Source organism: Deltaproteobacteria bacterium (assembly GCA_016210005.1).
Taxonomy (GTDB): domain Bacteria; phylum Desulfobacterota; class Binatia; order HRBIN30; family JACQVA1; genus JACQVA1.
Window position 1 is genome coordinate 1 of record JACQVA010000149.1, and the last position, 18,267, is coordinate 18,267.

Sequence of the window (18,267 nt, forward strand, 5' to 3'; positions counted from 1 at the left end):
GCTGTTGCCCGCGACCGGCGGCGGGGGTGTGCGACAAATTTGTGGGTAAGGTGCAGCCGACCGGGCAAATCCTCACCAGTCTGACAGTAATGTGTACTGTCAGGCCGAGGCTCATGGCCGAAAGGGACGCAATCTGTCATCTTCCAGCAGAACTGCTTGTCCATAGCGCCAAACGCCAAACTGGATTCCCGCTTTCGCGGGAATGACGGCTATAACACCGAACCACGTTACCCACAAATTTGTCGCGCACCCATCGGGCGGCGGCTTGCCCCGCGCATATGTGGTAGGCTGCGCAAATGGATCGTCAGGTGCTGCGGCGGCTGATCGGGCGGGTGTTGATGGTGGGCATTCCCGGCCCCGAGTTGGATGAAGCGACACGAACAACGCTGGCTCGGCTGGCAGCCGGCGGGGTTATCTTGTTTCGGCGCAACGTCCTCGCGCCGGCGCAATTGGCGGCGCTGACCGAGGAGTTGCATCGGCAGCCGGCGCGACCGCTGATCGGCATCGATCATGAGGGCGGACGGGTACAGCGTCTGGGGGCGCCGTTCACGGTGTTCCCGGCGATGGCGGTGGTTGGTGCAACCGGCGAGGCGGCACTGGCCCGGCAGGTGGGGCGGGCGATGGGGATCGAGCTGGCGGCCGCCGGTATTGACCTCGACTTCGCGCCTGTGCTTGACGTCAACTCGAACCCGGCCAATCCGATCATTGGCGATCGTGCCTTCAGCCATGACCCGGCAGTGGTTGCGGCCATGGGCGTAGCCTTGATGCACGGGCTGCACGAGGGCGGGGTGCTCAGTTGCGGCAAACACTTCCCCGGCCACGGCGACACCGACAGCGATTCGCACCTCGCCTTGCCGGTGGTGCCGCGCGACCGTGCGGCACTGGAGTCCACCGAGTTGGTGCCGTTTCGAGCCGCGGTGAGGGCGGGCATGCCGCTGCTCATGACCGCCCATGTGTTGTACCCGGCGCTCGATCAGGAGCGCCCGGCCACGCTGTCACCGGCTGTTCTGCGGGACCTCTTGCGCACGCAGCTGGGCTTCACCGGGGTGATTGTGAGCGACGACTTGGGGATGTGCGCGATCACCGATCACCACGATGTCGGCGAAGCCGCGGTGCAAACCCTGGCTGCCGGAGCGGAGTTGCTCCTGCTCTGCTCCGACTTGGCGCAGGCCGTCCAGGCCGCCTCCGCCATCGAACGTGCGGTGGTGGATGGCCGACTGGCTGCGCCGGTGCTCGAGGCCGCTGCCACGCGCGTCCGCCAGCTGGCGAAGCCATCGCCGGTGACACGTGCAGCATTGCGGGACCTACCCATCGCCGCCCACGCGGCGCTACGGACCCGCCTGGAAACGCCTGGGTAGCCGTTGCCGGCCCAGCTCAACGCGACCGTAGCTTGCGACTCGCCGGCACCGGGTCCGCCAACAGCCGGCGCAGCGACTTGGTGTACGGCGGCCGTGCTAGGCCCCTCTCCGTCACGATGGCTGTGACCAGCTGGTGGGGAGTGACGTCGAAGGCCGGGTTCAGCACGCGGATGCCGGTCGGGGCAATCTGCCGGTCGCCGAGGTGTGTCACTTCGCGCGGCGCGCGCTCTTCGATCGGAATGTCCTCGCCGCGCTTGCACGCGAGATCGATCGATGAAGTCGGGGCGGCAACATAGAACGGCACGCGATGGCGCGCGGCGAGCACTGCGACGGTGTAAGTTCCGATCTTGTTCGCCACATCTCCGTTGGCTGCGGTGCGGTCGGTACCGACGACCACGCACGAAATCACCCCGCTCTTGAGGATGTGGCCCACCATGCTGTCGGTAATGAGCGTAACCGGGATGCCATCTTTCTTCAGCTCCCAGGCGGTCAAGCGCGCGCCCTGGAGGAACGGGCGGGTCTCACTGGCGAACACGTCGATCTGGCGGCCGGATTCGACCGCGGCCCGGATCACGCCCAGCGCAGTACCATATCCGGCGGTGGCCAGGGCGCCGGCGTTGCAATGCGTCAGCACGGTGGCCTTGGCCGGGAGCAGCGCCGCTCCGTAGCGGCCCATCGCCCGATTGGCGGCGATGTCCTCATCGTGGACCGCGAGCGCTTCACGCCGGAGCGCTTCACGCACCACTTCCGGACCACGCCCGCATGTGCGCGCAAACACGCGCTGCATTCGCTCGATCGCCCAGAACAGATTGACCGCCGTCGGCCGCGTGGCGGCGAAAGTCTTGCACAGCCGCGCAAAGGTCTGGCGCAGGTCCGCGGCACGGACCTGCTGCATGCCCAGCGCTATGCCCAGCGCGGCCGCCACCCCGATGGCCGGCGCGCCGCGCACGACCATGTCCGTGATCGCCTCCGCCACCGCGCGCGCATCACGACAGACGCGGTAGACCTCACGCGTCGGCAGCAGGCGCTGATCGATCATCACCACTGTGCCATTTCGCCACTCGACGGTCCGAATCATACCTCCTCGCGCGCCGCTGCTTCATAACTTCGAGCATGCCAGCCGGTCAAGGCGCGCACCGTGCGTGCTGCCGCCCATCCCGGGCGGGCATTGGCTGGGTCCTAAGTGGTTGGCCAGCCCGCAACCGTTGTCCAAGCCAGGGAACCGAAGCCGCGCTGACGGCGGCGTTCGGGCCGGCACGAGGAGCGTGGTACAGCGGCAAGCAACTTGCTCAAGCTTGCTGAAGAACGAGCAAGGAGACCAAGGTGATATTCCTTGACAAACTGCGTCATTGCGCCTTAAGGTCCGGACGGGATGAGTGAGGAAGGGAGGATCGGACGTGGGTATCACCATAGTTCAGAAGAGCGAACTGGGCGTCCGGAAGCATGCTCCGAAGATCGCCCTGGTGTTGGCCGGCGGCGCCATCACCGGCGGCGCCTTCAAGCTCGGCGGTTTGAAAGCTCTGGATGACTTCCTGGTCAACCGTAAGATCAACGAGTTCGACACCTACGTCGGGCTGAGCGCGGGCGCGGTGCTGGCCGCGCCGCTGGCCGCTGGCGTCAGCCCGGCGGAGATGCTCAAGAGCCTGGAGGGCAAGTCCGAGGAGTTCTCCAAGTTCGCGGCGCTCGATTTCTACTCACCGAACTTGCGCGAGTTTGTGGCCAAACCGCTGCAGTTCGCTTTCGATGTGGCGGCGTATGCCCCGGGCGTGCTGCTCGATCTAGCGCGTCAGGCGCCGGCGCTGCTGCCGGCGCTGCGCTCGGCGGCGGCAGCCTTCTTGCGCGCGCCTTCGCCGGAGGGTCTCGGCAATCTGCTCCAACCGATCAGCGAGGCCGTGGAGGAGCGGCGCGGCTTCCCGTTCTTCCTCGACTATCTGCCCTCCGGCTTCTTCGACAACGCCAGCATCGAGCGCTACCTGCGGAGCAATTTCGAGCGCGCCGGAATCAGCAACGACTTCCGTGCGCTCTATCGCAACACCAGCCGCGAGCTCTACATCGGGGCGATGAATCTCGACACCGCCGAACGCGTAGTCTTCGGGCACGACGAAGATACTTCGGTAACCGTCTCCGAGGCGGTACAAGCATCGACTGCGCTGCCGGGCTTCTACAAGCCGGCGCGCTTGCATGGGGTCGACTACGTCGATGGCGGCGTGCGGCGCACGGCCAACATCGATGTGGCGATCGAGCACGGTGCCGACTTGGTGATCTGCTACAACCCCTTCCGCCCGTTCTCCAACCGCGTGCGGCGCAAGTACGTGAAGGAACTGGGCAAGACCGTGGTCGAGGGGCGGCCGCTGGCCGATACCGGCTTGCTCACCATCGTCAATCAGGTCTTTCGCACGCTGTTGCACTCGCGGCTGCAATACGGGCTGCGCCAGTACCAGGATGATCCGCACTTCCGCGGCGACATCATCGTCGTCGAGCCGAAGGAGTCCGACCTGCACTTCTTCCAGATGAGCGCGCTGGCTTACTGGCAGCGGATTGTGGCGGCACAGCACGGGTACATCTCGGTCACCCAATCCATCGAGCAGCACTACGATCTGATCAAGCCGATTCTCGAGACCTACGGCATCGCCATCACCCGCCGCACCGTGCGCCAAGGCGTCGACCGGCTGCGCGCAGAAGACGAGGAGCAGGCCGCGGAAGTGCTCATCCGCGAAGTGCCGCGCCGCAACCTCAGCGTGGCGTAGCTTGCGCTTGGCCGGTTGCCAGTGTCGGTGCCGGGGTGGGTTGCCGCCGCTGCGGAGACGGTGATTTCCACCGCGAGCCGAGCACCGCGGCGGCGCAAGGTGCCGGCTGGCTCGGGCGGCGCCCGAGCAGCGAGGCTTACACCCGCTCGATGATCGTCGCGATGCCCATGCCGTAGCCGATGCACATCGTGCTCATACCGTAGCGCTTGCCTTGGCGCTCGAGCTCATCGACCAAGGTCCCGATCAGCATTGCGCCGGTGGCACCGAGCGGGTGACCGAGCGCGATCGCGCCGCCGTTGACGTTGACCCGCGCTGGATCCATCCCGGTCTCTTGAATCGTGCACAGTGGAACGGGGGCGAAGGCCTCGTTGATTTCGATCAGATCGATGTCCTCGATCTTGATGCCGGTGCGCTTGAGAATCTTCTTGGTCGCGGGAATCGGGCCGGTCAGCATGATCACCGGCTCGGAGCCGACGATGACTTGGTCGACGATGCGGGCCCGGGGTTTGAGCTTGAGTTCCTTCACCTTCTGCTCGGAGGCGAGCAAGACGACCGCGGCGCCATCGACGATGCCGCTCGAGTTGCCGGCGGTGATGCGGCCGTCGGGCTTGAACGAGGGCTGCAAGGCCATCAGTCCTTCGAGGGTCGATTGCGGCCGCACGTGCTCATCGGTATCGAACAGCTTCTCCTCGCCATTATGCGTCACTTTGATCGGCACCATACTCTTCTTGAAGCGCCCTTCTTGAATCGCGCGCCAGGCTTTTTGCTGGCTGGCGAGCGCAAAGCGGTCGATCTGCTCGCGCGTGTAGTTCCAGCGCTCGGCAATCATTTCGGCCGACAGCCCCTGCGGGACGAGGTTGTACCGCTCCATCAAGCTCAGCGGCAGCGGACCCATATCTGAGCCCATCGGCACGCGGGTCATGTTCTCCACGCCGCCGGCAACCACCAGATCCTGTGCACCGGCTTTGACGGCTTGGGCCGCGAAGTTCACCGCTTGTTGGCCCGAGCCGCAGAAGCGATTGAGCGTCACCCCCGGCACCTCGATCGGCCAGCCGGCGGCCAGCACTGCGCCGCGGCCGATGTTGGCTCCTTGCTCGCCGGTCTCGGTGACGCAACCGGCGACCACGTCTTCCACCTCTCGCGGGTCAATGCCGGTGCGTTGCACGGTGGCGTTGAGCACGGCGCAGAGCAGATCCATCGGGTGAACGCCGCTCAAGCTCCCCTTACGCCGGCCCCGCGGGGTGCGGCAAGCGTCGATGATGAAGGCGTCGGCCATTGGGGGTCCTCCTCCGGGGGGAAAGCTTCAGACGCGGCACGACTAACAGCCGCCCGAATTCGAGTCAATGCGGGATCGCCGCTACCGGAATGATCTTGCCGAGAATCGCCGGGCGGCGGGCGCCGGTCACCGCCGGCACGTTGGCGGGGCGCCCGCGGACCGCCTCGACGGCCAGCACCGCGAACGCCACCGCCTCGAGCGCATCGCCGGCGACGCCGAGTTCATCGATGACGCCGACGCGGGCGTAAGCAATCTCGGCGCGCAGCATCGCCATCAAGGTGGGATTGCGGCTGCCGCCGCCGCTGAAGTAGATCTCGTCGATCCGCCCTTGCGGCAGCAGGAAACGCCGGTAGGCATCCCCGAGCGAGCGGGCGGTGAAGGCCGTCGCCGTGGCCACTAAGTCACTGTCGGTTAGGCGACGGCGGCGGCCGGCCGCCAGCAGGCGGGCCACCATCGCCTCGCCGAACAGCTCCCGCCCAGTGGTCTTGGGCGGCCGGCGGCGAAAATAGGGGTGCGCCAACAACTCCCGCAGTACGGCGCCGTCAACCCGACCGCGCGCGGCCAGCCGGCCGTCGCGATCATAGCTGAGGCGGCCGGCGCTGACGTGAGCCGTTATTGCATCAATCACCATGTTACCCGGCCCGCTGTCGAAGCCCGCGATCGCATCGACCCCGCCGCCGGCGGGCAGGAAGGTCGGATGGGCGATGCCGCCGATGTTGTTGATCACGCGGCCGCGGCTCGGATGGCGGAACAACAGCCAGTGAACGTACGGCGTCAGTGGTGCGCCCTGACCGCCGTGGGCGAGATCGGCCGGGCGAAAATCGGCCACGGTGGTAACCCCGCAGCGCGCGGCGATAACCGCCGGCTCGCCGATTTGTAGCGTCGAGGGCGGCTGAGTGCGCCCGCTGCCGGGTGGCCCGTGCCACACCGTGTGTCCGTGTGAACCGATCAGATCAACCTGCCCCAAGCGCACGCCCGCACTGCAGGCGATGGCGCGCGCGGCCGCCGCGAGGGCTTCACCCAGCTCGACGTTGAGGCCGCTGAGCACGCTCACCGGCAGCGGCTGGCCGCTGGCGACCGCCAGCAAGCGCCGGCGCAGTGCGCGCTGGAACGGCAGCGTGCGGAAAGCTTCGACGCGCACACCATAACGCGCGCCCCCCGGGCGCAAACGCACCAAGGCGGCGTCGATGCCATCGGTCGAGGTGCCCGACATCAGCCCGATCACGGTCCAAGTCTTCGACGCCATGACGCAGAGCCTTACTCTGCTTCCGCCTGCGCGCGCAATCGCTCAGCGAGCGTGGCGATCGCTCCACGACCGCTAGCCGCGCGCTCATCGGAGTTATTCGGGGTTGCGTACAAGCTCCACAAACGAGAAGGCCTCCTGGGGTTTTCCAGGAGGCCTTCTCGCTGAGCCCGAAGGCTCGTGCCTGTGAAAGGGAGAAAAAAAACCTGGCCTAGTGAATGGCCTCAGTCAACAGGATGCTGGCGACTACTTCTTCTTCTTGCCAGCGGCTTTCTTCTTTGCAGGCGCTTTCTTCTTCGCCACAGCCTTCTTCCCCTTCTTCGCCTTTTTCTTGGTTGCTGCCATAGGATCCTCCTTGTGGGACCGTTACGGTCTCCCTTACCTCACTGCTCCCTCTCTCAGGCGTTCTCCACCTCACTCAGCCACCCACCACCAGTTACGGCGCGGATTATAGGAAGCGAGCTTCCGTGGTGTCAAGAGAAGAATGGCATTTTGGGAATTTTTTTTTAAAGCGAAACGTCCGGCGAATTCTCGGGAAATCGGGGTGCTAGAATGGTGTTCACCGCCTCGCCGGCCGGAGGTAGCAGAGTGTTTTACCCGCGTGTCCACAGCCGCGTGCCCGGCGTTGTCCACAGCTCAGATGTGCAGCAGCAGGCGCAGGAGCGCGCGCAAAGCCAACCACGCCGCGCTCTGCATCAGTTGGGGTGTGAGATCGGGCGGCTCGTCTGGCGGCGGTGGCGGGTTGGTCGCTTGCGCCAGGTTGGCGATCGTCGGCCACGCCGTGCCGGCGCCATAATGCTGCGCCAGTTGCTCGATGGGCCCATCGGGCAGCGCCAGTGGCGGGGCCGGGCGCGCGCGCGCGGCTTTGAACCGCCGCAGCTCGCCACGATTGAGCCACATGCCCTCACAGGCGCGGCAGCGCTCGATGCGCACGTCTTCCGGCAGCAGCGGATCGCGAAAGCGCGCCATCGCGATGCGGCAGCGCGGGCACTTCGGCTCGCGTTTGACCGCGGCCACCGGCGCCCACAGCGTCGGCTGATCGACCGGGTCCAGCCGTGCGACCTCGGCGCCGTCGACGGGGAACAACTCCCAGCGGTCGCACCACAGGCCGCCGCAGCGCGGGCACTGATCGAGCGCGAGCAGATAGCCGCTGCGCGCCCGCGCGGCGACTGGCTGCAGCGTCACATCACAATTAGGGCAACTGGGCTCACTCATGGGTGCCCCCTTGCGCCAGGGCGCGCAGGACGGCAATGCGGCGCGCCAGCGGCGGATGGGTAGCGAGCAGATCGCCGAGGCGGCCTTCCCGGGCATCCGCCCACCGGCGCAGCGGATCGCTGATGAACAAGTGCGCCGTGCCGCGTGTGGCCGTTCGCAGCGGCGTGGCCGCGGCGCCGATCTTCTCCAGCGCGCTGGCCAGGCCGAGCGGGTTGCGGGTGAGTTCCGCCGCGGTCGCGTCGGCGAGGTACTCGCGCTGGCGCGAAATCGCCATCGCCAGCAGCCGCGACAGCAGCGGCGTGATCAACGCCAGCAGCACGACCACCACCACCAGCCACGGCCCGCCGCGCCGGCGCCCGCCCCGCCCGAAATATACGCCGCGGCGCGCCCAGTCCGCCAGCATCACCAGGCCGCCGAGCAAAACGCCGACCGCGGTCATCAGCAGCGTGTCGCGGTTGGCGATGTGCGCCATCTCGTGCGCCACCACCCCCTGGGTCTCCTCGCGGTCGAGCAGGATGAGCGCTCCCTCGGTCACCGCGATGGCGGCATGAGCGGGATCGCGCCCGGTAGCCAGGGCATTCGGAGCCGGATCGGGGATGACGAAGATGCGCGGCAAAGGCAGGCCGGCGGCCAGCGCCATCTCGGTCACGATGTTGTGCAGCTGGCGGTGCTCGACGACCTCGAGCCGTAGCGGTGTCGCCAGCAGCGAGGCGATCACCAGCCGGCTGCCGTTGAAATACGAGTTGAGCGCCAGCCCCGAGGAGAAAAGCGTGGCAGCGATCGTGGCCAGTGGCAGCGGTTCGCCCCCGGCGAGGAAGCCGTAGGCGGCGACATCGAGCCCGAGGCCCAAGGCGGCGAAGGCCGCGACGAAGAACAGCAGGAACGCGAGCGTGCGGCGGCGGTTCTGCGCTTGGCGCCGGTAGAGATCCACAAGCGGCTACGACTTCAGCGACAAATCCACGCGCGGCACCACCCGATCCGCCTCCTCCCCGCTGAAGAACTCCGCGCGCTGAAAGCCGAAAAACCCGGCGACCATATTGGACGGGAAGACTTCCTGGCTGGTGTTAAACTGCATCACCATGTCGTTGTAGAACTGGCGCGCAAAGCCGAGCTGATTCTCGGTCGTGGTCAGCTCCTCTTGCAGTTGCAGCACGTTTTGGTTGGCCTTGAGCTCGGGATAGTTCTCGATCACCGCCAGTAAGCGGCCGAGCGACTGGCTGAGCTGGCTCTCGGCCGCGGCGTGCTCCGCCACCGTGTTCGCCGCCACCGCTTTCGCCCGCGCGCTGATTACTCGTTCGAGAGTTTCGCGCTCGAATTGCATCGCGCCCTTGACGGTTTCCACCAGGTTGGGAATCAGATCGTGGCGGCGCTTGAGCTGGACGTCGATCTGCTTCCAGCCGTTCTGTACCCGGTTACGCAGCGTGACCAAACGGTTGTAGGCCAGCACCACCGAGCCGGCGGCCACGAGGACAAGGAGCAAGAAAATAGTCGATAGGGTCATAACTCCCTCACCGGCCGCGGCGCAGCGCCGCTCGGCCTGGAAAGCATGCTCGCCGGCCGAGCATCTCCTCGATGCGCAGCAACTGGTTGTACTTCGCGGTGCGCTCGCTGCGGCAGGCGCTACCGGTCTTGATCTGGCCCGCATTCACCGCCACGGCGAGATCGGCGATGGTGGTATCCTCGGTCTCCCCGGAGCGGTGGGAGATCACCGTCGTGTAGCCCGCAGCCTTGGCCATGTGAATGGTTTCCAGCGTCTCGGTCAGGGTACCAATCTGGTTGAGCTTGATCAGGATCGAGTTGGCGACACCGCTATCGATGCCGCGGCGCAAGCGCGCCGCGTTGGTGACGAACAGGTCGTCGCCGACCAATTGCACCTTGCCGCCGAGGCGGGCCGTCAGTTGTTGCCAGCCCTCCCAATCGTTCTCTGCCAGGCCGTCTTCGATCGACACGATCGGGTAGCGCGAGACCCAATCGGCGTAGAAATCGACCATGGCGGCGGCGTTGCGGCTGCCGCCGCCGGACTTGCGGAATTCGTATCTGCCATCGGCGTAAAACTCGCTGGCGGCCGGATCCAGCGCGATCGCCACCTGTTTGGCGGGCTTGTAGCCGGCGCGCTCGATGGCTTCGATAATCACCGCCAGTGCTTCTTCGTTCGACCGCAACGACGGCGCGAAGCCGCCCTCGTCGCCGACGCCGGTGCCGTAGCCCCGCTGCTTGAGGACTTTCTTCAGGGTATGGAACACTTCCGTCCCGATCCGCAACGCTTCGGCGAAGCTCCGCGCGCCGACCGGCATGACCATGAACTCCTGCAGGTCAACCGAGCTGTCGGCATGAGCGCCGCCGTTGAGGATGTTCATCATCGGCACCGGCAGCGTGGTAGCCTGCTTGCCGCCCAGGTAGCGGAACAGCGGCTCGCCGGCGGCGGTTGCCGCCGCCCGCGCGACGGCCAGCGACACGCCCAGCAAGGCGTTGGCGCCGAGCCGGCGCTTGTTGGGCGTACCGTCGAGATCGAGTAGCTGACGGTCGATCGCCTCCTGCCGGCGCGGGTCACGCCCGCGCAGCGCCGGGGCGATGATGGTGTTGACGTTGGCCACCGCCTTAGTGACACCCTTTCCCAGGTAGCGGCGTTTGCCGTCGCGCAGTTCGAGGGCCTCGTGCTCGCCGGTCGAGGCGCCGGACGGTACCGCTGCCCGGCCGCTGATGCCGCCTGCCAGCACCACATCCACTTCAACTGTGGGGTTGCCGCGCGAATCGAGAATCTCGCGCGCTACGACTTGCTTGATTTTCACCGTGGTCTCCGCGTTTGCCAATTTGTGAGCGCTTCCGCTACGATAGCTGCCGAGGTTGGATGAAAGTGATGGCCCTCTTACCATCGCCTCCGCGCAAATACAAAGCCGTGCTGCTCGGCGGGCTGGTGCTCGTGATGTTGCTGGTGCTGGGCGCGATCTTCGGGGATCGGGGCCTGATCGATTTGCAGCGGCTGCGGGCGGAGGAACGGCGGATCGAGGAGCTGGCCTTCCAGCAACAGCAAGCCAACGCCGCGTTGCGAGAACACCTCGATCGGCTGCGCAGCGACGATCGCTATCTCGAACGCGTCGCCAGACGGCGGCTACGCTGGGCCAAGCCCGACGAGGTCATCTATAGCTTCGCCGGCCAAACCGCGCTCACCCGCTGATCCCGATCGCCGACGCCAGCCGGCGGCAGAACTACCCGGCCGGCAACTTGCCGCCAGCCGCGACTGGGAGCGGCTTTCAGTCTTCGTCGCGATCAGTTTCGACCAGCTCTTCGTATTCGTCGGCACCCAACAGCGCTTCCAGCTCCGACTCGTCACGGAGCGCGACCTCGATGAGCCAGCCCTCGTGGTAGGGGTCCTCGTTGATGAGGTTGGCGTTCTCCATCAGCTCGGCATTGACCGACACCACCGTTCCGGTCACCGGCGAGTCCAACTCGAGACTGGTGCGTACCGACTCCAGCTCGCCGAAGGGCTCGCCGCACTCGACCGCGCTGCCCACTTCCGGCAGCTCCACGGCGATGATTTCGCCGAGCTTGCTCTGTCCGTGATCCGATAGGCCGATCTCGACGCGGTCGCTCTCCCCGCGCACCCACAGATCGTCTTCGCTGAAGCGCAGGATCATGGCCGCCGTGCGCTCCTTCTGCCGCTCTTCTTTCGGCCGCGCCACGGCGCTGGTCATACAAACGGCCGCGTCGCGCTGTCAAGAGCGGCCCCAGCGCCGTACCCGCCGAGATCGGGCTTGAATCCACGCGCTCACCCTCGTAGCATCGCCGATCATGACTGCGGGCGCGTTGCTCAGTCGCTGCCGTGAAGAGCTGGCACAGCTGTTCCTCGAACGCGGCGATCTCATCGATGGCGCGCTCAGCGCGCTGCTGGCCGGGCAACACGTGTTGATCATCGGGCCGCCGGGCACCGCCAAGTCCATGCTCGCCGACGAGCTCTGCCGGCGGCTCGACGGCGCCCAGTACTTTCAGTGGCTGCTGACCAAGTTCACCACCCCGGAAGAACTCTTCGGCGCGGTCAGCCTGGCGGCGCTGGAGAACGACGACTATCGCCGGGTGACGACGCACAAGCTGCCGGAGGCCCACATCGCCTTCCTCGACGAGGTGTTCAAGGCCAACTCCTCGATCTTGAACGCGCTGCTGACGTTGATGAACGAACGGCGCTTTCACAACGGCCGGGCGGTGGCGGAGGTGCCGCTGATCACCCTGTTTGGGGCCAGCAACGAGCTGCCGGAAGAGGACGAATTGCAGGCGCTGTACGATCGCTTCCTGGTCCGCTTTGTTGTCGGCTACATCGAAGAGGACTTCCGCTTCTTGAAGATGTTGCAGGCCAAGCCGGCCGAGGCGCGGGCGATGCTGTCGCTCGACGACCTGCGCGCGCTGCAGGCGGCGCGACGCGAGGTGGTGATTCCGGCGCACATCTATCGCTCGCTCGCCGACATTCGCCGCCAGCTGGCGCGCAAGCAGGTCATCGCCTCCGATCGCCGCTACCGCCAGAGCTTGTCCTTGCTGCAGGGGCGCGCGCTGCTGTGCGGCCGCACGGCGGTGGTGGAAGAGGATCTCTTCGTGCTCGATCACGTGTTGTGGCGCGAGCCGGCCCAGCGCAACGAGGTCCACGCCACCATTCACCAGTTGTTACGTGGGTACGAGGACGAGGTGCGTGAACTCCTTTACCAGACCCGCGAGCTGCGCGATTACGCGCACCGGCAGTGGGAAAACAACGAGCTGCGTAGCCGCGCCGTGGTCGAGGCCCACACCAAGATCCGCAACATCCTCGCTAAGGTGACTACGATTCTCGACGAAGCGCGGGCGGTCGGCCGGCCGCTGGACACCGTGCAGGCGGTGAAAGACGAGATCGAGGGCATCCAGCAACGCATGCTGGCGGCGCTGTGACGCGGCCGGCGCAAGCGGCGGAGCCGCTCGTGGCGACCGCTGGCTTTGAGCCTTCGCCTTTGAACTGACGGCCGGTACGATGAAAACCAACTGGATTGAAACCGACGCCTATGATCGGGCGGTGTTGGCGCGCTTGCAAGAGGAGTCGCCGTCGCTGCGCGCGCTGGTGGAAAGCGGGAGCAAGCTGCTGCCCCACTTCGACGGTTTCGTCCGCGATCTGTTTGCGCTGCTCTTCAAGCTCAACATCGTCGCCCACGCCGAGGCCGAGGTGGCACCGAGTGCGGCGTTCTACGGCGTGCTGATCACCCACCTGCGCACCGTGCCGATCCTCGACACGCTACGCCAACAGACGGTGCTGGACGAGACCCGCGCCGGCCTGGCCACGCTGCTCTTGGGTGAGCGCCTGCTCGAGCTGATCAAGTCCGAGCGGCTACTGACGCGCGCCGAGATGCTCGACTTCTGGAGCCTGGAACAGCAGGAGGACGAGCTCAGTACTCGGCGCGACGAAGCCGAGAGCGCGGCCGAGCTGCGCCAGCGGGCGGCCTCGAAGGCGAGCGAGCGGCAGCTCGGCGAACTCGAAGGCCGGATGCGGCGCGAGATCGAGGGCGGGCAACGCCGCCTGCAACACCGCGCCAAGCAGATGCGCAGCGCGCTCGCCGACGCCGCCGAGCGCAGCCGCGGGCGGATCGAGGCGCAGGCACAACGCGTCGCTCAAGACCTGGACGACACCACCGAGCAGACGCACAGCTGGAGTCTCGAGCTGGGCACCGGCCGCCGCCCCACCCCGGGCACCCAGCTCGAACTCGGCCGGCGCCTGGCGAACAACCGGAAGCTGCGCCGGCTGGCGCAGATGGTCGGCCGCATGCGCGAGAGCGCGCTGGCCTTGCGCCAGAAGATGTTCGAGCGCGCCAGCGCGGAGGTCTACGATATCGGCCTCGGCGCCGAACTCAGCCGGCTGCTGCCGCCCGAGCTGTTGGCGCTGCGCCAGCGCGCGCTGCGCCGCGATTTCTCGCGCCGCCTGCTCGACGGCCAGCTGCTGCAATACGCCCTGCGCGCGCCGCAGGAAAAAGGCCGGGGGCCGATGATCGTCTGCCTCGACGGTTCCTCGTCGATGGCCGGCGACAAGGAAATCTGGTCGAAGGCGGTGACCCTGACGCTGCTCGACATCGCCCGCCGCCAGCGACGGCGCTTTCGCTCGATTTGCTTCTCCTCGGCCGACATGCCCTTGCAGGTGCTCGACCTCAACCAGTGGCAACTCTACGAAGCGCAGTTGCCGCAGGTGCTGGAGCTGGCCGAGTACTTCCCCGGCGGCGGCACCGATTTCCAAAAACCGCTGAGCGCGGCGCTGGAATGCTTGCGCCATACCCGGCATCGCCGCGGCGACATCGTCTTTATCACGGACGGCGAATGCCGTGTCACACCTGAGTGGCTGAGCGAATTCAAGCGCGAGAAGCAGCGGCTCGGCTTCTCGCTGTTCTCGGTCCTGATCGACATCGGCCCCAACGCGCTCGCCACGCTGCGCGAGTTCAGCGACAAGATCGCCACCATTTCACAGCTCAGCAGCGACGCCGGCAGGGACATCTTCCTCAAGCTCTGAGTTACTGCGGGCGGGAAAAGGCGTCGTCCAAGCACCGCCGCCGCCAGCACGCCCGATCTCGCCTAGATACGAAAGAAGGACTTGATGCGCTGGAGCAGCCGTTGGGCGGCGACGTCGTTGGCGAAGGCCGGCAGCGCTTCGTCGGGGCGGCGGTGCTCGCGCTGCGCCTCGAGGCGGTGGGTGGCTAGCTGGCTGATGGGTTCGAGTACGTCCGGATGAGCCACGACGATTTCGTGGAAGGCGTCGCGGCCGACCTCCAGCACGGTGACGTCCTCCTCGGCCACCACCGTGGCCGAGCGCGGCTCGCCGGCAAGCAAAGACATCTCGCCGAAGCAGTCGCCGGCCGCGAGCCGGGCGATGGTGCGGCCGCCGCCGTCTTCGCGCCGGCCCAAGACCACCGCGACCCGACCGGTATCGATGACGTAGAACGAGTCGCCCGCTTCGCCTTCGCGCACGATCACCTCGGCGCGCCCAAAAGTCAGCCGGCGGGCGCGTGCCGCCAGGGTGCGCATGTCCTCCTCCGCCAGCGGGGCCAACAGCGGAACCCGCGCCAGAGTTGCGGCGATGGTGTCGCCGGCCAGCGCCGCCGGCGGCTCGCCATGGACGAACAGATCCCGCGCCGGGTACGGAATCCGCACACCGGCGCGGCGCAGCGCGTACCAGAGGTTGGTCATCAGACGATCGCGAATGCGATCGAGCTCGCCGAACTGCACCAGCCAGTAGCGGACCGCGTACTCGACGCCGCTCTCTTTGAAGTGAGCCGTGCGGACCTCCGGCACCGGCTCGCGCAGCACCGCCGGTTCGGCCTCGAGCACGGCCATCACTGCTTGTTTCACGGTGTGCGGCGGAACCTCGTAGCCGGCCTCGAATATCAGAGTGTCGCCGTAATGCGGATCGGGGCGGGTATAGTTCGTCACCGGCTCGCGCGAGAGATAGGTGTTGGGCAGGATGATGACCTCGTTGACCCGGGTGCGGATCTTGGTGGTCCGCCAGCCCGTCTCCAGCACCTGGCCCTCGAAGGTGCCGACCCGCACCCAGTCGTCACGGCTGAATGGGGCCTCCAATTCCAGCACCAGGCCGCTGATGACGGCACCGAGAAGGTCTTGGAGAGCGAGGCCGACAATCGCCGTCAGCACCGCCGAGGTGGCGATCAGCGAGGCGACGTTGATGTCGAGAGCGAAACGCAGCACCAAGAGAATGATCAGGAAGTAGGTGACGATGCTGCCGACATCGCGAAAGATGGCGGAGACGCCGGCGCCTTGGCGCTGGCGCAGGTAGAAGTCGACGAACAGCACCAGCGCGATACGAACGCCGCCGATCAGCACGGCGGCGACGAAGACCGCGTAGGCGTAAAGGAACACCGCCCCGTCCTGACCGCCGCGGCCGACGGCCGAGAGCGCGCCGCACAGCAGGCCGACTGCGATCAGCGTCAGCGACGAGTCCAACCGCGTGCCGATGCGAGTGCGGCGCAGTGCCAGCCGCAGCCCGACAGCCAAGAGGATCCCCAGGCCTTGCAGCGCGGCGGCCAGCGCCGGATGGGTGGTAACCAGCGGGAACCAATCGCGGATCGTCATCGCGGCCCGTCAGTCCGGCGCTCTTGCCGATTGTGATGTCCAATCATGATTGGTGTCCAGCGTTTGCGCTCACCTGCCGGGCTTTGTCGCCGCCAGGTCAGCGGCCCCAATCGCGGGCGTAGCGGAAGTCGCGATCGATGGTGCGGTTGGATACTTTGGCGATCACCGGCAGGCGCCGTTTGAACTGCGAGCGGCGCACCATGTCGCTCACCCGCGCCACAAACGGCGCGGCGAAACCGGCGGCGCAGAGCTCATCGTGCGAATAGCGCAGATCGACCATGGCGTAGAGCAGGGCATCGACCTCGGCGTAGCTGAAGCCCAACTCCGCCTCATCGGTCTGTCCGACCCAAAGATCGGCCGAGGGCTGCTTGCCGACCACGGCGGCAGGCACGCCGATCTCGGCCGCCAGCGCCCACACCTGGGCCTTGTAGAGGTCGCCGATGGGGTTGAGCGCCGAGGCCATGTCGCCGTGGAGGGTGCCGTAACCGAGTAGGAGTTCGGTCTTGTTGCTGGTGCCGAGGACCAGGGCCTGCCAGCGGGCGGAGTGATCATACAGGATGGTCATGCGCTCGCGCGCCATCTTGTTACCGCGGCGCATGTTGTCGGCATCGGGGAAGCGCTCGAAGTAGGCATCGATCTGGGCGGTGATTTCGATCTGCAAGGTGTCAAAGCCGCCGACGGCAGCCACGGCCTCGGCGTGAGCAAGGCTCTCGGCGCTGGAGGTCTTGTAGGGCAGCTCGATCCCGAGGACGTTGCCGGCGCCGAGGGCTTCGGCTGCCAGCAGCGCGCTAACGCTGGAGTCAACGCCGCCGGAGAGGCCGACCACGACCCGCTCGATGCCGACCTTGCGGACCTCGTCGCGGATGAAGGCGGTCAGAATCCGCCGCAGCAGCAGCGCATTGGTCGGTATCCGTGGCGGGGTGAGCGAGTTTGCAGTTACGCCCGCGGGCGTTTGCTTGGGAATGGCGGCAGTCATCGGCTGCCTCTGCGCGCAGCCGGTGCCGCCCGCTTGAGTGCGCGTGGCGCCGGCTCCGCAGCGCCGGGGCGCAGGCGCTCGCGGATGCGCATCAGTTCGTTGATGGTTAGGTCGATGTCCTCATCGCGCAGCATCGGCGACACCACGCGGCGTTGGCGCGCCCGCTTGAGGTTGACCTCGGCCACGATCAGGTCGCGCTCGTAGTATTGCGCCTTCGCCAGAGTCCGCCCGCTGGGATCGATGATCTCCGAGCCACCCCAGAAGCCGACCCCGTCTTCGAAGCCGACCCGGTTGGCGTAGGCGATGAACAGCGAGAAGGTCTGCGCGTAGGTACGATTCAAGCTTTCCCAGTAGCGCGCGTTGTCGTCTTGGGGAAAGCCGTCGCTGATCCCGCGCAGCGGGCTGCTCGAAGGGCACAGCACCGCAACCGCGTGATCGAGCGCCGCCAGGTAGATGGTCGAAGGGTGCCACAAGTCTTCGCAGATCAGCAGCGCCAGCTGGCCGAACTTCGACGGGAAGCTGCGGATGCGATCGCCGCGGGCGAAATAGCGGCCCTCGTCGAACAGCCCGTAGGTGGGCAGGTAGACCTTGCGGTGAACGTGGCGGATCTCGCCGGCCTCGAAGTAGACCGCGCTGTTGTAGAACTTGAAGTCGGGGGTCTCCTCGACCAGGCCGGCGACCAAAGCGGTCTGCCGGCTCAGCTCGCGCAGCCGGGAGATCTCCGGGCTATCGAGCCGCAAGGCGACGGTCGAGACCATGTCTTTAAGGAAGTAACCGGTCAGCGACAGCTCCGGGAACACCACCAGGTCGGCGCACAAGTCGCGCGCCGCGCGCAGCTGTTCTTCGTACAGCGCCAGGTTCGCGCCGACATCGCCGAGTCGCGGCGACATCTGGGCGGTAGCGATCTTGAACGCGGTGGTCACCAGCTGATTTTGCTCAAGGCCGCGAGCCAAGGTCAAGCCGGCGCGGTGTGTTCGCCGGGGCCACGGCGAAGTCGTTCACCGGAAGATAGCCTTGCGCTCGTTGCCGCGCGCGGTCACGTGGTAGCAGGCGCCCGGGTGTCGACTTCCTGCGTTTTCACGATCGCGCCGCGACCGTTGCGCCGTGGTATGCCGGCATGCGCCCCTGCGCCGCTCCGCGCGCCGCACGCCAGTGCCGTCGCCTACGTTCGCGTCGTTCGTCACCCCCGGTGTGGCTCCGGCGTCGCCTCCCTGCGCCCGATCGCCCCCGCCTTCGACCACCCCGCGCGCTTGCCATCGAACCCCTAACCACCCTACAATCCCCATAACACGTGGGGAGCACCGTCGGTGATCAGCGGTTCAGTTCAACGGGGCCTGCCTGCCGAAGCTGCGGCGCAGGCAGGCCTTTCCGCC

At 66.7% G+C, this 18,267-nt stretch carries 16 protein-coding genes; 5 read left to right on the forward strand and 11 right to left on the reverse strand.

All coding sequences use genetic code 11. From position 1 onward, the window contains the following. Positions 1 to 296 precede the first annotated feature (296 nt). Positions 297 to 1,358: a beta-N-acetylhexosaminidase gene (nagZ, locus tag HY699_14315; protein ID MBI4516979.1), complete on the forward strand. Its 1,062-nt coding sequence runs from the start codon at positions 297 to 299 to the stop codon at positions 1,356 to 1,358. A 16-nt stretch (positions 1,359 to 1,374) separates the two neighbouring features. Here nagZ and mtnA read toward each other — a convergent pair whose 3' ends face one another. Further along, positions 1,375 to 2,436: an S-methyl-5-thioribose-1-phosphate isomerase gene (gene mtnA, locus HY699_14320; protein MBI4516980.1), complete on the reverse strand. Its 1,062-nt coding sequence runs from the start codon at positions 2,434 to 2,436 to the stop codon at positions 1,375 to 1,377. Positions 2,437 to 2,755: 319 nt separating this feature from the next. On the opposite strand from mtnA, the gene HY699_14325 reads away from it, so the two are divergent. Then, on the forward strand, positions 2,756 to 4,105 hold the full coding sequence (locus tag HY699_14325; GenBank protein ID MBI4516981.1) for a patatin-like phospholipase family protein: 1,350 nt from the start codon (positions 2,756 to 2,758) through the stop codon (positions 4,103 to 4,105). A 136-nt stretch (positions 4,106 to 4,241) separates the two neighbouring features. Here the strand turns inward: HY699_14325 and HY699_14330 are convergent, their stop codons facing one another. From HY699_14330 to eno, 6 genes are all read right to left on the reverse strand, one after another. Then, on the reverse strand, positions 4,242 to 5,381 hold the full coding sequence (locus tag HY699_14330) for a thiolase family protein (protein ID MBI4516982.1): 1,140 nt from the start codon (positions 5,379 to 5,381) through the stop codon (positions 4,242 to 4,244). 64 nt (positions 5,382 to 5,445) lie between these two features. After that, positions 5,446 to 6,627, reverse strand: coding sequence for an anhydro-N-acetylmuramic acid kinase (locus HY699_14335; protein ID MBI4516983.1), 1,182 nt, complete (start codon positions 6,625 to 6,627; stop codon positions 5,446 to 5,448). Positions 6,628 to 7,260: 633 nt separating this feature from the next. After that, positions 7,261 to 7,839: a zf-TFIIB domain-containing protein gene (locus tag HY699_14340; GenBank protein ID MBI4516984.1), complete on the reverse strand. Its 579-nt coding sequence runs from the start codon at positions 7,837 to 7,839 to the stop codon at positions 7,261 to 7,263. Then, a complete protein-coding gene (locus HY699_14345) occupies positions 7,832 to 8,770 on the reverse strand; it encodes a M48 family metallopeptidase (protein ID MBI4516985.1) in 939 nt (312 codons plus the stop codon). The genes HY699_14340 and HY699_14345 overlap by 8 nt, the downstream gene beginning before the upstream one ends. A 6-nt stretch (positions 8,771 to 8,776) precedes the next feature. Continuing rightward, a complete protein-coding gene (locus HY699_14350) occupies positions 8,777 to 9,340 on the reverse strand; it encodes a LemA family protein (protein MBI4516986.1) in 564 nt (187 codons plus the stop codon). Between the two features lie 7 nt (positions 9,341 to 9,347). Continuing rightward, positions 9,348 to 10,628 (reverse strand): phosphopyruvate hydratase, encoded by a 1,281-nt coding sequence (gene eno / locus HY699_14355; GenBank protein MBI4516987.1) that lies wholly within the window; start codon positions 10,626 to 10,628, stop codon positions 9,348 to 9,350. 68 nt (positions 10,629 to 10,696) lie between these two features. Here eno and HY699_14360 point away from each other — a divergent pair, with 68 nt between their 5' ends. After that, positions 10,697 to 11,014: a septum formation initiator family protein gene (locus tag HY699_14360; protein MBI4516988.1), complete on the forward strand. Its 318-nt coding sequence runs from the start codon at positions 10,697 to 10,699 to the stop codon at positions 11,012 to 11,014. Between the two features lie 76 nt (positions 11,015 to 11,090). Here HY699_14360 and gcvH read toward each other — a convergent pair whose 3' ends face one another. Beyond that, positions 11,091 to 11,474: a glycine cleavage system protein GcvH gene (gene gcvH, locus HY699_14365; GenBank protein ID MBI4516989.1), complete on the reverse strand. Its 384-nt coding sequence runs from the start codon at positions 11,472 to 11,474 to the stop codon at positions 11,091 to 11,093. A 154-nt stretch (positions 11,475 to 11,628) separates the two neighbouring features. On the opposite strand from gcvH, the gene HY699_14370 reads away from it, so the two are divergent. Together HY699_14370 and HY699_14375 are read left to right on the forward strand one after the other, a co-directional pair. After that, complete coding sequence (locus tag HY699_14370) at positions 11,629 to 12,747, forward strand: AAA family ATPase (GenBank protein MBI4516990.1); 1,119 nt, start codon at positions 11,629 to 11,631, stop codon at positions 12,745 to 12,747. A 79-nt stretch (positions 12,748 to 12,826) separates the two neighbouring features. Then, positions 12,827 to 14,344 carry a VWA domain-containing protein gene (locus HY699_14375; protein ID MBI4516991.1) on the forward strand — a complete coding sequence of 506 codons (1,518 nt, stop codon included), beginning with the start codon at positions 12,827 to 12,829 and terminating at the stop codon, positions 14,342 to 14,344. 62 nt (positions 14,345 to 14,406) lie between these two features. On the opposite strand, the gene HY699_14380 is transcribed toward HY699_14375, so the two are convergent. The 3 genes from HY699_14380 to HY699_14390 form a co-directional block, all read right to left on the reverse strand. Continuing rightward, a complete protein-coding gene (locus HY699_14380; GenBank protein MBI4516992.1) occupies positions 14,407 to 15,918 on the reverse strand; it encodes a mechanosensitive ion channel family protein in 1,512 nt (503 codons plus the stop codon). A 97-nt stretch (positions 15,919 to 16,015) separates the two neighbouring features. Next, on the reverse strand, positions 16,016 to 16,894 hold the full coding sequence (locus HY699_14385) for an NAD+ synthase (GenBank protein ID MBI4516993.1): 879 nt from the start codon (positions 16,892 to 16,894) through the stop codon (positions 16,016 to 16,018). Next, positions 16,891 to 17,784 (reverse strand): carbon-nitrogen hydrolase, encoded by an 894-nt coding sequence (locus HY699_14390; GenBank protein MBI4516994.1) that lies wholly within the window; start codon positions 17,782 to 17,784, stop codon positions 16,891 to 16,893. The genes HY699_14385 and HY699_14390 overlap by 4 nt, the downstream gene beginning before the upstream one ends. Positions 17,785 to 18,267 lie beyond the last annotated feature (483 nt).